This window comes from Thioalkalivibrio sp. ALJ24 (assembly GCF_000377785.1).
In the GTDB taxonomy this organism is placed as follows: Bacteria; Pseudomonadota; Gammaproteobacteria; order Ectothiorhodospirales; family Ectothiorhodospiraceae; genus Thioalkalivibrio.
Genome location: NZ_KB898725.1, coordinates 81291 through 94381 on the forward strand (window position 1 = coordinate 81291; position 13091 = coordinate 94381).

A 13091-nucleotide genomic window follows, 5' to 3' on the forward strand; every position below is an offset into this window, starting at 1 on the left:
GGGCTCCGGTTCGGGCTCCGGTTCGGGCTCCGGTTCGGGCTCCGGTTCGGGCTCCGGTTCGGGCTCCGGCTCGGGCTCGGGCTCGGGCTCGGGCTCGGGCTCCGGCTCAGGTTCGGGCTCGGGCTCGGGTTCGGGCTCGACTTCTTCGGCCTCCTCCACCGGCTGGCGCTCCGCCTCCTGGACCTCGGCCGGCTCCGGCTCCACCGATTCCGCTTCGGCGGTTACCGGGGCCTCCGGTTCCACCGGCTCGGCCTCGACCGTCTCCGCGGGTTCCGCCGCTTCCACCGGGGGCGCGCCACCACCGGCCGACATGGAGATCTCCAGTCCGCCGACCCCGGCGTCCTCGGCCCCGGCGGGCGGCTCGCGCAGCAGCAGGGCCATCGCGACCAGCCCGTGCAAAACCACGGCCAGGATCAGCGCCACCACCCAGTGTCGAATGCCCGGCTGCATGAATCAGGTCTCCGGCACGGTCAGCAGATCGATGCGTTCCACCCCGGCCTCGCGCAGCTGTTCCAGCACGCCCACCACCTCCACGGCCTCGGCCCGGCCGTCGGCCTTCACGCGCACGCGGGCGGCATCGCCGTGGCGCTCCAGATGCTCGCGTACCAGCCCCGTCATGCCTTCGAGATCGGTCTCGTCCTGATTGACCGCCAGCTGCCCCTCGCTGCCCACGATCACCATGAACTCGTCCGCGCCGGGCTGCCCGTCCACCGCGGACTCCAGCGGCTCGATCTCGAACGGATCGATGGCGCTCAGCTGCCCCGCCACCATGAAGAAGATCAGCAGCAGGAACACGATGTTGATCAGCGGCAGGATGCTCTCGTCATCGTTGCGCGGCCGGTGCGCGACGTGGAAATGCCGGCGGTGCCCGATCATGGCTCGCCCTCCCGGATCACCGAGAGGTCGCTCACCCCGAGCTCGGACAGGCCCTCCAGGACCTCGACGGTACGCTGCATGCTGACCCCGGGCGTCGGCATCACCAGGACCCGCGTGTCCGGCTCGTCCGCCAGCCGCGACGCGACCTGGTCGTGCAGCTCCCCGGTCGCGACCGCCAGTCCGCCCAGACGCAGATCATCCGGCCGCACCTCCACCAGCAGCGCGCCCTCCATCGCGCCGGCGCCGCCGGCCTCGGCCGGGGCCTCCAGCTCCACCGCGCGCCAGTCGAGGAAACTGGAGGCGAGCATGAAGAACACCAGCAGGATGAACACCACGTCGATCAGCGGTGTCAGGCTGATCAGGTTGCGCCGGCGCGGACGGCCGGTGTCCAGTGTCGGCTGTTCCGCCGGGGCCCCGGTCATCGGTCAGCCGTCTCCGCCGCCGGCCCGGCCTGACCGTCGACACGTGCGGCCACCGCATACAGTTCACCGGTGAACAGGCGGGTCACCGCGTCATCCATGCGATGGGCCACCCGCTCCACGCGGGTCTCCAGCCAGTTCAGCGCGGCCACCACCGGGATCGCCACGGCCAGACCCACGGCGGTGGTCAGCAACGCCTCCCAGATCCCGCCGGACAGGACCGCCGGATCCACCTGGCTGCCGGCCTCCTCCAGCGCCTGGAAGGCCCGGATCATGCCCATGACCGTCCCCAGCAGGCCCAGCAGCGGCGCCAGCGCACCGATCACCTCCAGCGGCCGCAGCCCCTGGCGCAGGGACTGGATGGTCGCATTGCCGTAGCGCACGACCTCCTCGCGCACCACCGCCTCGGGGGCACCCGAACGCAGACCGCGAATGCCGCGCGCCACTGCGCGGGCGGCCGGATTGGGCGTGGCCTCGGCGTGGCGGATCGCGCCCTCGGGGTCGCCACCGTGAAACAGCTCCAGGGCCTGCTCCGCCGGGCGCACGTCGGTGACCCGCATGCGCCACAGCTGCCACAGCTTGACCAGCACGAAGGCCAGCGCGACCACCGACGCCACGAGCAGGATGGCCACCACCGGGCCGCCCGCGTCCAGAAACCCGGCGATGCGTTCACCCGCCAGGGATTCGATCATTGCGTTCATGTTGTGTCCTGAAGGCTGGAAAGAAGAACGGTCAGGGGGCGGCCCGCACGCCGGTTGTGGCCGTCACCGGGATACCCGCGATGCCCCCCGGTGCCGTCGCGTCGGGCGATACGGCGCCGGCCCCGCCACCGTATTTCCGCAGGATACCCCGGGCCCGGCGGGCGCACTTGCCGCAGTCACTACATACGCCCAGCTGTTCGCGCAGATCCCGCATGCGGACTTGCGTTTCACTTTGCGCCACCAGTTCCCGGATCTGGCGCTCACGCACGGCATTGCAGACACACACGATCATCTTCAGACGGCTCCGCCCCTTGTGGAACGATGATACCGGGACACTACCGCTAATGAGAATGGTTTTCAACATTAATTCCTGACATGGATTCCACCCCATGAGGGACCCGGCTCATTGATCAGTGATTACTTATGGACTAGCTTCAGGACATCATCCTCGATGCCCCCGGCCAGGACCCCGATGCCCGCCGACACCCCCGATTCCGGCCTTCCTCGCCCCGGTGCCTGGCTGCAGGCACGCTTGCGTCCCCACCGAAAATGGCTGCTGGGCGCCACCGCCGCCGGTCTGGGCGCCACCCTCGCCACCGTGGCACTGGCCGGCCTGATCGCCTGGGCGGTCCACATGGCGTTGTTCGCACCGGAACGCCTGCCACTGGGCATGGTGCTGGCGGGCGCGGCGGTGGCGGCGGTGCTGCGCTATGCCCTGCAGGCCCTGCGCGATCGCGCCGGCCATCGTCTGGCGGATGCGGTCAAGCGTGAACTGCGCGAGGAGCTGCTGGAGGCCGCCCGGCGCGACGGCCCCGTGCATCTGGCCCACCGCGCTCCGTCAGGGGCCTGGGTCGATCACTACCTGCGGCGGGTGGAAGACCTGACGGGCCATTATGCGCGCTACCTGCCCGGCACCCGCATGGTGATCCTGACCCCGCTGGTGCTGCTGCTGACGGTCGCCTGGCTGGACTGGCTCGCCGCCGGCCTGCTGCTGCTCTCCGCGCCGCTGATCCCTGCTTTCATGGCCCTGGTCGGCATGGGCGCCGAACAGATTCACCGCCGCCAGCAGGACGAGGAGAACCGCCTGGCCGGGCACTTCCTCGACCGCCTGCGCAGCCTCGACTTCCTGCGCCGCGCGCGCGCCACGCAGGCGGCCCGCGAAGCGGTAGTGGCCGCCAGCGACGAACACCGCCGCCTGACCATGCGCGTGCTGCGGGTCGCGTTCCTGTCGTCGGCGATCATGGAATTCTTCAGCGCGGTCGCCATCGGCCTGCTGGCCATCTATATCGGTTTCGGCCTGTTCGGGGCGATCGACTACGGTCCGGCCGGCAGCCTGACCCTGTTCACCGGGCTGTTCATCCTGGTGCTGGCGCCCGAATACTTCCTGCCCCTGCGCCAGTTCGCGCAGAGCTATCACGACCGGGCCGCCGCGCTGGCCGCGGCCGAGTCCTTGGCGCCCCTGTTGCAGCCGGCCGGTGGCCCCGCCACCGCCCCGCCCGGGGCGCCGGACAGCCCGCGCACGGCGGTACACCTGGCCGGAGTGCAGGTGCAGTATCCGGATACCGCCCAACCGGCCCTGCACGACATCGACCTGCAGATCGGCCGCGGGGAACACCTGGCGGTAACCGGCCCCAGCGGCTCCGGCAAGTCCACCCTGCTGGCGCTGCTGGCCGGCTTCCTGCGCCCGGCCGGCGGCGAGATCCGCGTGGCCGACGACCTGCAGCGGTTCGTGTGGATCGGCCAGGACGCCCACCTGTTCCACGGCAGCCTGCGGGACAACCTGCAATTGGCCAGCGCCGAACCGGTAAGCGAAGCTGCGATGAATGACGCTCTCGCCCGCGCCGGCCTGCCGGTGGATGACCCGCAGCTGCCGGACGGGCTGGATACCGCCATCAGCGAAGGCAACACCGGGATCTCCGGGGGGCAGGCCCAGCGCATCGCGATGGCCCGCGGGATCCTCGCCGGGCATCCGCTGTGGCTGCTGGACGAACCCACCAGCGCGCTCGACGAGGCGACCGAGGCCGCCCTGCTGGACACCCTGTTCGCCCTGGCCGCCAAACACGACATCACCCTGGTCATCGCGGCCCACCGCGAGGCCGTCCGGGAACGTGCCAGCCGGGTGGTCCGGCTGGCCGAAGGCCGCGTGGAGAGCCTGGCATGACGGACCGCGAATACCTGCAACGCCTGTTCCGCGCCCGCCTCGGCTGGAGCCTGCTGGCCTGGCTGCTGCTGGCGGTTACCTGGATCAGCGGCATCGTGCTGCTCGCCCTGTCGGGCTGGTTCATCACCGCCACGGCGCTGGCCGGGGCCGGTGTGCTGGCCACCCTCGACATCTACTCGCCCTCCGGCGGGATTCGCGCGGCGGCAGTACTGCGCACGGTCGCCCGCTACTTCGAGCGCGTCACCGGACACGAAGCGGTCCTGCGCATCCTCGCCGACCTGCGCGCGACCACCTTCCGCCAACTGGCGCGCTGGCCGGCGCGAAGCCTGGCAACTCTGCGCAGCGGCGACCTGCAGGCCCGCCTGACCAGCGACATCGATACCCTGGACGCCATCCCGCTGCGGGTGGTGGGGCCGATGGCCGGGGCCCTGCTGGCACTGGTCAGCGCCGTGGCGATCGCGCTGTGGCTGGCCCCACCGCTCGCCGCGGCCATTCTGCTGGTTGCCGCCGCGATCACCCTGATCACCGCCGGGCTCGCGGCGGCGGCCGGTCAGCGCCATGGCCGCCGGCTGGTGCAGGAAGAATCCGATGAGCGCGTGGCCCTGCTGGACTATTTCGGCGGACTGCCGGAACTGACTGCGTTTGGCCGCCTGGAGGAACGCCGCGCGGCCCTGGCCCGGCGAACCCGCGAGGGTGCGGCTCGCCGCCTGACCCAGGAACGCGCGGGGGTGCTGGGCGAACAGGGCGTGCAGCTGGTGGTGATGCTGACCACCCTCGCCATGCTGGGCTACGCGCTGCATGCCTACGCCGAGGGGCTGATCTCCGGGCCGGTCGCCGTGCTGCTCACCCTGATGACCCTGGGCCTTAACGAGGCGCTGGGCAGCCTGCCCGGCGCCTGGTGGCGCCTGGGCGAGAGCCTGGAAGCGGCGCGGCGCCTGCGCGAGACCGAGGCCGGAGCCGAGGGTCCGGAGCCCGTCGGGGCAGAACCGGTCGAGCTGCCCTCCGGCCCGCTGGAAGCGCGCGGCCTGAGCGTCGGCTTCCGCGCCGACCGTCCGCTGGCCGGCCCGCTGGACATCCGGCCGGAGCCCGGTTATCCGCTGGTGATCCACGGCATCAGCGGGCGCGGCAAGACCGCCCTGCTGGAGACCCTGGCCGGCGAGCTGGCACCCACCGGCGGCGAGCTGCGGTGGGGCGAGCAGGATCTGACCACGCTGGATCCCGACACCCGTCACCGGGTGATCGGCTACCTGCCCCAGCGCGTGCGCCTGCTGGACGACAGCCTGGCCGCCAACCTGCGCCTGGGCCGCCCCGATCTGCCCGCCGACCGCCTGTGGGCCGTGCTGGATCAGGTGCGCATCGCGCCGCTGCTGCAGCGCATGGGCTACAGCCTGGAGTATCCGCTGGGCGAGGATGCCGGCAACCTCTCCGGCGGGCAGGCACGCCGGGTGGCGCTGGCCTGGCTGCTGCTGCAGGACCGCCCGGTCGCCCTGCTGGACGAACCCTTCGCGGGACTGGACGAAGCCACCGAGGCGGCGATCCTGGAGCGCATCGGGCCCTGGCTGGAGGCGCGGCAGACGGTCATCGTGACCCACGCTCCCCGGCGCATGCCGGCGCACTGGCCACGGCTGGCACTTTAGGTCTTCAGGAAAACGGGAGAGGGAAGAAAGTCCCGGCGGCCACGGGGATGCGACCGCCGGGGGGCCCGGACCGGGCGGGGGCCGGTCCGGCAGGCAGGATCAGTGCTCGTGACCGCCCGGCCCGTGGGCGTGACCGTGTTCCAGCTCTTCCGCGGAGGCCTCGCGCACGTCCACGACTTCGACATCGAAGTTGAGGGTCTGGCCGGCCAGCGGATGGTTGCCATCCACCGTGGCGGTGTCGCCCTCGACCTTGGTGACCGTCACGGTCAGCGGACCGTTTTCGGTCTGGGCCTGGAACTGCATGCCCGGCTCGATCGAATCGACCCCCTGGAAGGCCTCCATCGGGACTTCCTGGACCATGGCGTCGATCTTCTCGCCGTAGCCCTCTTCCGGCGGCACGGTGGCCTGCACCTTGTCGCCCGCGGCCTTGCCTTCCAGCTGGCGCTCGAGGCCCGGCACGATCTGGCCGTTGCCGTGCATATAGGCCAGCGGCTCGCGGCCTTCGGAGCTGTCGATGGTCTCACCGGCGTCGTTGGTGAGCTTGTAGTGGATGGACACCACGGAGTTCTGCGCGACTTGCATTGGGCTTTGCTCTCTTGAGATATGGCCCGACAGGGTAACGTGACCGCCCCCTTCGCGTCACAGCCCCCGGTCACGGTGCCGGAATCCGGTCCCGCAAACAAAAACGCCGGGCAGGAGCCCGGCGCAGGCGTTGCGTACAGGTTCCGCGACGGGCGACCGATCAGGCCGCCTGCAGCAGGAACCGGTTCAGGCGCTGCACGAACCCGGACGGATCCTCCAGCTGTCCGCCCTCGGCCAGCAGGGACTGTTCGAACAGCAGCGAGGCGAGGTCGTTGAAGTCGTCGCCTTCCGCCGTCTTCAGCCGTTCCACCAGCGGGTGCTGCGCATTGACCTCCAGCACCGGCTTCGAGGAAAAGGTCTCCTGTCCGGCCTGCTTCAGCAGCTCCTGCAGATAGAGCGCCATCTCGTGCTCGCCGAGGACGATGCAGGCCGGCGAGTCCACCAGCCGCTTCGACGGGCGCACGGAGTCGACCCGGTCACCCAGCGCGCTCTGGATGCGCTCGGGCAGGTCGCCCAGCTCGTCATCCTTCCGGTCCTCGGCATTCTCCGCGTCGTCGGAATCCTGCTCGCCGATGATGCTGTCCAGGTCGAGATCGCCCTTGGCAACGTTCTTGATCGGGGTACCGTCGAACTCGCGCAGGTTGGACAGCAGCCATTCGTCCACCCGGTCGGACAGCAGCAGCACCTCGATGCCGTGCTTGCGGAACACCTCCAGGTGCGGGCTGTTGCGCGCGGCGGCGGCGTTGTCGGCGCTGATCACGTAGATCGCGTCCTGCCCCTCCTTCATGCGGGCCTTGTAATCGGCGAAGGAGACGTTCTGCGTGTCATCGTCGTTGTGCGTGCTGGCAAAGCGCAGCAGGCCCGCGATCTGCTGCTGGTTGGCGAAGTCCTCGCCGGGGCCCTCCTTGAGCACGCGGCCGAAGTTGTCCCAGATCCCGGCGTACTTCTCCGGCTCGTTCTTCGCGATGTTCTCCAGCAGGCCGAGGATCTTCTTCACCGAGCCGGAGCGGATGGAATCCACCAGGCGGTTGTCCTGCAGGATCTCGCGCGAGACGTTCAGCGGCAGGTCGGACGAATCCACCACCCCGCGCACGAAGCGCAGGTAGTTCGGGAGGAGCTTCTCCGCGTCGTCCATGATGAACACGCGCTTCACGTACAGCTTCACCCCGTGGCGTGCGTCGCGGTCCCACAGATCGAAGGGGGCGCGCCCCGGGATGTAGAACAGCGTGGTGTACTCCTGGCGGCCTTCCACGTGGTTGTGGGTCCAGGCCACCGGGTCCTCGAAATCGTGCGCGATGTGCTTGTAGAACTCGCGGTATTCCTCGTCGGAGATCTCGCTCTTCGGCCGCGTCCACAGCGCACTGGCACGGTTGACGGTCTCCCACTCGTCCGTGGGATTGCCTTCGTCGTCCTGCTTGCGCATGCGGATCGGGAAGGCCACGTGGTCCGAGTAGCGCCCGATCACGTGGCGCAGGCGCATCGGCTCGAGGAACTCGTCGGCGTCTTCCTTGAGCGTCAGGGTAATCTCGGTACCCGGTTCCGCGCGCTCGCATTCGGCCAGGGTGTATTCGCCATCGCCCTTCGACTCCCAGCGCGTGCCGGCCTCGACCCCGGTACCCGCGCGCCGGGTCTCCACGCGCACGTGGTCGGCCACGATGAACGAGGAATAGAACCCGACCCCGAACTGCCCGATCAGCTGGGCATCCTTCTGCTGATCGCCGGTCAGCTTCTCGAGGAAGGCCCGGGTACCCGAATGGGCGATGGTCCCGATCTGCTGGATTACCTCGTCGCGCGACATGCCGATGCCGTTGTCGCGCACGGTCACGGTGCGGGCGTCCTTGTCCACATCCACGTCGATGTGCAGCTCGGCCGGCTGCGGGATCGCGTCGGGGTTCGCGGTCGCCTCGAAGCGCAGCTTGTCGCAGGCATCCGCGCCGTTGGAGATCAGCTCGCGCAGGAAGATCTCGCGGTTGGAGTACAGCGAGTGGATCATCAGCTGCAGCAGCTGGCTGACCTCGGTCTCGAACTGGCGGGTTTCCGCGCCGGCGGCTTGCTCGGTCCGGGTTTCGGTCATGGGGTTACGACTCCGTGATGGGTTCGGATGGGTTCAGACATTGGTAACACGCCGGAGTCTGGGGTCGCCGCGACCTTCTTCAAGGCCCTCGGCGCGATAAAGCGCCCCCTCGCCCTCCGGATCGAGGCAGCCCAGCACCGCAGGCAGCGTTGCGGCCAGTTCTTCTTCCAGCTGCCACGGCGGCCGGAGCACCAGCATGCCGGATCCCGCGAGCCCGGGAGACGTCCCGCGTTCCACGCCGGGATCATCACGCAGGCGCAGCTCGCTGCGCAGCCAGAGGATGCTCCGGGTGCACAGCCGTTCGACCAGGGCATGATCCGGACGCCCCGCCAGGACCGGATACCAGATCAGCAGCATTCCCGTGTTCCAGCGCTCCAGGATGGTCTCCGCGATCTCCGCGACTTCACGGTATTCGGCCGGCCGTTCATACGAGGGGTCCAGCAGGGCGAACCCGCGCCGCGGCTGCGGCGGGAACAGCCCTCGGGCGGCCTCGCGCGCATCGCGCCGGTGCACATGGCAGCGTGCATCCCCGGCGAACGCGCGCTGCAGGCGCTGGTGGGCCTCGGGGTGCATCTCGCAGGCCACCAGCCGGTCATTCTCGCGCAGGGCCGCACGGATCAACGCCGGGGACCCCGGATACCCGTCGGTCCCGGCCACCTGCTGCACGGTCTCCAGAAACCCGGTCACCGCCTCCGGCAGCGCGGTTGCACTGGCACAGGCGCGCAGGCGCTCGATGCCGAGCGCCGCCTCGCCGGTCTTGCGCGCCCGCTCGCCGCCCAGGTCATAAATCCCGGCCCCGGCATGCAGATCCAGCGCCACGAACGGCTTGGTTCGCCGCTGCAATGCCGCCAGCACCGCATGCAGCACCAGATGCTTGTGGATGTCGGCGAAATTGCCGGCGTGGTAGTCGTGCTGATAGCTGAGCATGGTTCGTTCCGTTCCCCGACCATAAAAAAACCACCGTGGCGGACCACGGTGGCTGGACTTCCTTCCGGCCGGCTCCGGGTCACGGAGCACGGCGCCCGCTGCGGGTGCAGTTTACTGGTTCACCGGGGACTCCGGGTCCAGCAGATAGGCCATGATATGGCTGATCTCGCGCTCGCTCAGCAGTTCATTGGCGCCGAAGCGGGGCATCGTCGTGCAGGGGAAGTACTGATGCGGGTTCGAGATCACCTCATGGGCATAGGACAGGGATGCGTCATCGGTCCCTCGGGCGTCGCCGTAACCGGCCAGGCTTGGGCCGATCGTGCCGTAGACCGGCTCGTCGGGATCCATCTGGTGGCAGGCGTAGCAGTTGCCGCCCGGCGGGCGGGAGGAGTGGTCATCGATATTGTGGCCAACACGGAAACCATAGCCCGAACGGGCCAGTTCGGCACCGCGCTCCCAGTCACCCAGGCGCGGACCACCGGGCGGTTCCTCGTAGCTGGCGCGCGCCATCTCGATCACCTCGCCCGAGAGTCCCTCGGGGATTTCGGAGGTCGTGAAGGAGCAGGCCCGCTGCAGCTCGTCCTGTTCCATCCGGCCGCGGGCCGAGCCGCCCTCCTGGACCGACTGCTCGAGACGGTAACTGCCGGATTCCAGCACGATGTAGTCCGCGAGCTCGTCGGGACTCATCGCGGTGATGTCGACGTCGCCGTCGTCGCTGTCGAAGAACTGACAACCGGAAAGCAGAACGACCGCGCCGATCGCGGCCGGCAGCGTTCCCCGACGCAAGGTCTGGGCTGGCATCCCTGGTGTCTCCCGGTTTCCGTTTCGCCCTGCACCCTGCGTCCGTCGCACGCAATCGGCACCGTTCGGGCAACCTGCCCGAACATGGCCGAAATGCTCCCCGACTCACGGTCGCTGAATGGCTGCAAGGGAAGATGATGAAAGGGTCCCGGGACCGAGAGGCCCCGGGAGCGGGTTGCCGCGGAGGCCGCGGCAACCCGGATCACGATCCGCCGTGCGGATCGTCATGCCGCCGGTGGGCGGCCCGGCCTCAGTTGTTGACCGGGGAGTCCGGATCGAGCATGTAGGCCATGATGTGGCTGATCTGCTCCTCATCCAGCAAGCCCTGGAACCGCGGCATCTGGGCGCAGGGGAAGAACTGGTGAGGATTGCTGATCACCTGATGCACGTATTCGCGCATCTCCTGGCTATCACCACGGGTGGCGCCATAGCCTTCGAGGCTCGGGCCGATGGTGCCCTGGGTCGGACCCTCCGGGTCGAACACGTGGCAGTTGACGCAGTTGCCGCCGGGCTCGCGGGTACCGTGGTCGTCGTTGTTGTGGCCGATACGGTAGCCGTAACCGGAGAACGCGAGTTCCTGACCCTTTTCCCAGTCGCCAAGCTCGATGTCGCCTTCCGGCGCTTCGTACTCGGCACGGGCCATCGCGACCACTTCACCGGCGGTCTCGCCGTCCGGCTCACCCTCGAAGGAGCAGGCCTTCTGGAGGTCGTCCTGAACCATGCGATCCCTGGCGGTACCACCCTCCTGAGCCTCCTGTTCGAGACGGAAGCTGTCGCTCTCGAAGATGATGTACTCCGCGAGCTCTTCCGCGCTCATGGCGGTGATGTCGACCTCGTCGGACTTGTTGCCCTCGGCCACGGCGCAGCCGGTCGCCAGGGCGATGGTTGCGAAGGCGGCCACACCGGCCGCAACAGTGTTTTTCTTGAACATACTGGCTGTCTCCTATTGCGTCCGGGTTTACCGCTTCAGATCGGGCAGGACGGCCGGCTCGCCGCGAGCCGCCTCGTTCCAGAACGCGATCAGCGCGGTGTTGGCCATCGAATCCGGCTTGATGCCGGCGTGACGCATCTGCCAGGCACAGCCGCGGATACGGTGGCCCTGACTGCGGACGTTGTCATGCCCGGCGCGGTGGGCCGGCCAGGAGACCGCCTTGGTCCATTCCTGGGAGTCACGCATCTTCGGCAGGCGCGAGGCGCGGACCCGCTTGCCGGATTCCCCGTGGCAGGAGGCGCAGTTGAAGTCCATGGCCCCGCCCCGGCGGAAGAACAGCTTCTCGCCCGCGGCGAGCATGGCCTGCTCCTTCGGGTGCTCGTTGGCCGGCTGCCACTCCATGCCGGAGGACTGCATGGCGATGTAGGTGGTCAGCTGCATCACGTCGGTATCGTTGCCGTGACGCTGAGCCACTTCGGGATCGTCCGCGTCGAAGCCCTGGATTTCCTTCATGCAGTGCACCAGGCGGTGTTCGAAATCCATCACCTTGCCGGTGTCCTCGAAGTAGCGCGGCAGCTCGACGTAGGCGCCTTCCAGCACACCCGGGCCCTTGCCGAAGTCGCAGGATTCCAGCGACGCGTTGTTCGGGCCCCGCTCTTCGTAGAAAAGCTGCTCGCCATCCTCGGCCACCCACAGCGCCGGGTTGTCCGGCATCATCATGATGTTCTGCTCGCTCTGGTGCAGATACTTCGAGTCGGGGTTGTTGTCGAGCAGCTTCTGCAGGACGTCGGTCGGATCCTGCCATTCGCTGGCCTGGGCCGCGCCCCCGGCGGCCAGGCCGCCGAGCGCCATTGCTACGGGCAAGGCGAGCAATGCTTTCTTGAACATGGAAACCTCCATCACACGGTTTTATTCGATGGATCCGGATCGCGATGTCCGGACCTGTATCGCAGAGTGCGGAATGCATGAACATCCTGTCAACAAACAAACGCTATATTAGCGTTTCCTAAAAGTCTGTTTTACAGGGGTTTTTGCACTCAAGCACCGACTAGCAGACGGCCGGGGAGGGGGATCTATTCCGCTTTGACCAAAAAAGTTCCTGAATCGGGCAGACCGCCCTCGTGGCGGAGCAGGGCCGGCTTCACGGCGGCAAGCGGACCGCCGAGCTTTCCGGCGTAGCCGCCGGTTGCCCCGATCGCGGGACCGCAACCCGCGGGGACGACTCGATGACAGGGGATGAGAAGGGGCCAGGGGTTGGCACGACACGCCTGCCCCACGGCCCGAGGGGAGGAGTCGATGGCACGGGCGATCTGCCCGTAGCTCCGGGTCTCGCCGACCGGAATATCGGTCAGTGCCTGCCAGACCCGGCGCTGGTGCGAGGTTCCGGACGGCAGCGTCGCCGGGGCCCTCCAGGCGCGCGGGTCACGGGCATACGCATCGACATCGAAGGGCAGCCGCGGCGGAATCTCCACGCGGGCCTCGAAGCCCTCCCAGCCGATCCGGCCGTGGCGCCCGGCGGCCTCCGGCTGAAACACAAAGGCCAGCGGTACACCCGGGAGGATGCAGCGCTGGCCCTGCATGGTGCTTGCGCGGCGGACCGCGCCCGTCGGGGCTTCAGCCGCGACGGGTAGCGCGCACGTCTTCCTTGATGCGCGCGGCCTTGCCGGTACGGTCGCGCAGATAGTACAGCTTGGCGCGACGGACCTTGCCGCGACGCTTTACCTGGATCTCGGCGATCTGCGGGCTGTGGGTCTGGAAGGTCCGCTCCACCCCGTTGCCGTAGGAGGTCTTGCGCAGCGTGAAAGCGGAGTTCAGGCCGCGGTTGCGCTTGCCGATGACCACACCCTCGAAGGCCTGCAGGCGCTCGCGGTCACCTTCCCGGACCTTGACCTGCACCACCACGGTATCGCCGGGACCGAAATCCGGCACATCGGATTTCATCTGTTCGGCTTCCAGTTGCTGAATGACGTTATTCATTGCTC

At 68.6% G+C, this 13091-nt stretch carries 14 protein-coding genes and 1 pseudogene; 2 read left to right on the forward strand and 13 right to left on the reverse strand.

Annotated features, from left to right (window positions below; genetic code table 11):
- The 5 genes and pseudogenes from D571_RS14425 to D571_RS14530 form a co-directional block, all read right to left on the reverse strand.
- Positions 1–450 (reverse strand): annotated as a pseudogene (locus tag D571_RS14425) (energy transducer TonB); the annotation flags it as partial.
- A 3-nt stretch (positions 451–453) separates the two neighbouring features.
- Positions 454–876, reverse strand: coding sequence for a biopolymer transporter ExbD (locus D571_RS0102545; protein ID WP_018935112.1), 423 nt, complete (start codon positions 874–876; stop codon positions 454–456).
- A complete protein-coding gene (locus D571_RS0102550; protein ID WP_018935113.1) occupies positions 873–1298 on the reverse strand; it encodes a biopolymer transporter ExbD in 426 nt (141 codons plus the stop codon). Before D571_RS0102550 ends, D571_RS0102545 begins: the two co-directional genes overlap by 4 nt.
- Positions 1295–1996, reverse strand: a complete 702-nt coding sequence (locus tag D571_RS0102555) for a MotA/TolQ/ExbB proton channel family protein (protein WP_026287525.1) — start codon at positions 1994–1996, stop codon at positions 1295–1297. The genes D571_RS0102550 and D571_RS0102555 overlap by 4 nt, the downstream gene beginning before the upstream one ends.
- A 31-nt stretch (positions 1997–2027) precedes the next feature.
- Entirely contained in the window at positions 2028–2288 is a 261-nt protein-coding gene (locus D571_RS14530) for a (2Fe-2S)-binding protein (RefSeq protein WP_026287526.1), read from the reverse strand.
- 180 nt (positions 2289–2468) lie between these two features.
- Here D571_RS14530 and cydD point away from each other — a divergent pair, with 180 nt between their 5' ends.
- Together cydD and cydC are read left to right on the forward strand one after the other, a co-directional pair.
- Positions 2469–4157, forward strand: coding sequence for a thiol reductant ABC exporter subunit CydD (gene cydD, locus D571_RS0102565; protein WP_018935116.1), 1689 nt, complete (start codon positions 2469–2471; stop codon positions 4155–4157).
- Complete coding sequence (gene cydC, locus D571_RS0102570; RefSeq protein ID WP_018935117.1) at positions 4154–5794, forward strand: thiol reductant ABC exporter subunit CydC; 1641 nt, start codon at positions 4154–4156, stop codon at positions 5792–5794. The genes cydD and cydC overlap by 4 nt, the downstream gene beginning before the upstream one ends.
- Before the next feature lie 99 nt (positions 5795–5893).
- Here cydC and D571_RS0102575 read toward each other — a convergent pair whose 3' ends face one another.
- From D571_RS0102575 to rplS, 8 genes are all read right to left on the reverse strand, one after another.
- Positions 5894–6376, reverse strand: coding sequence for a peptidylprolyl isomerase (locus D571_RS0102575; RefSeq protein ID WP_018935118.1), 483 nt, complete (start codon positions 6374–6376; stop codon positions 5894–5896).
- A gap of 160 nt (positions 6377–6536) precedes the next feature.
- On the reverse strand, positions 6537–8450 hold the full coding sequence (gene htpG / locus D571_RS0102580; RefSeq protein WP_018935119.1) for a molecular chaperone HtpG: 1914 nt from the start codon (positions 8448–8450) through the stop codon (positions 6537–6539).
- Positions 8451–8483: 33 nt separating this feature from the next.
- On the reverse strand, positions 8484–9377 hold the full coding sequence (locus tag D571_RS0102585; protein WP_018935120.1) for a 23S rRNA (adenine(2030)-N(6))-methyltransferase RlmJ: 894 nt from the start codon (positions 9375–9377) through the stop codon (positions 8484–8486).
- 111 nt (positions 9378–9488) lie between these two features.
- Positions 9489–10178, reverse strand: coding sequence for a sulfur oxidation c-type cytochrome SoxX (gene soxX / locus D571_RS0102590; RefSeq protein WP_018935121.1), 690 nt, complete (start codon positions 10176–10178; stop codon positions 9489–9491).
- Between the two features lie 250 nt (positions 10179–10428).
- The gene (soxX, locus tag D571_RS0102595) at positions 10429–11109 is read right to left on the reverse strand and encodes a sulfur oxidation c-type cytochrome SoxX (RefSeq protein ID WP_018935122.1); all 681 of its coding nucleotides are present in this window, start codon (positions 11107–11109) and stop codon (positions 10429–10431) included.
- A gap of 27 nt (positions 11110–11136) precedes the next feature.
- Positions 11137–11961 carry a sulfur oxidation c-type cytochrome SoxA gene (soxA, locus tag D571_RS0102600; protein ID WP_018935123.1) on the reverse strand — a complete coding sequence of 275 codons (825 nt, stop codon included), beginning with the start codon at positions 11959–11961 and terminating at the stop codon, positions 11137–11139.
- Positions 11962–12182: 221 nt separating this feature from the next.
- Positions 12183–12689, reverse strand: coding sequence for a methylated-DNA--[protein]-cysteine S-methyltransferase (locus D571_RS0102605; RefSeq protein WP_018935124.1), 507 nt, complete (start codon positions 12687–12689; stop codon positions 12183–12185).
- A gap of 34 nt (positions 12690–12723) precedes the next feature.
- On the reverse strand, positions 12724–13086 hold the full coding sequence (gene rplS / locus D571_RS0102610) for a 50S ribosomal protein L19 (RefSeq protein WP_018935125.1): 363 nt from the start codon (positions 13084–13086) through the stop codon (positions 12724–12726).
- Between the last annotated feature and the right edge of the window lie 5 nt (positions 13087–13091).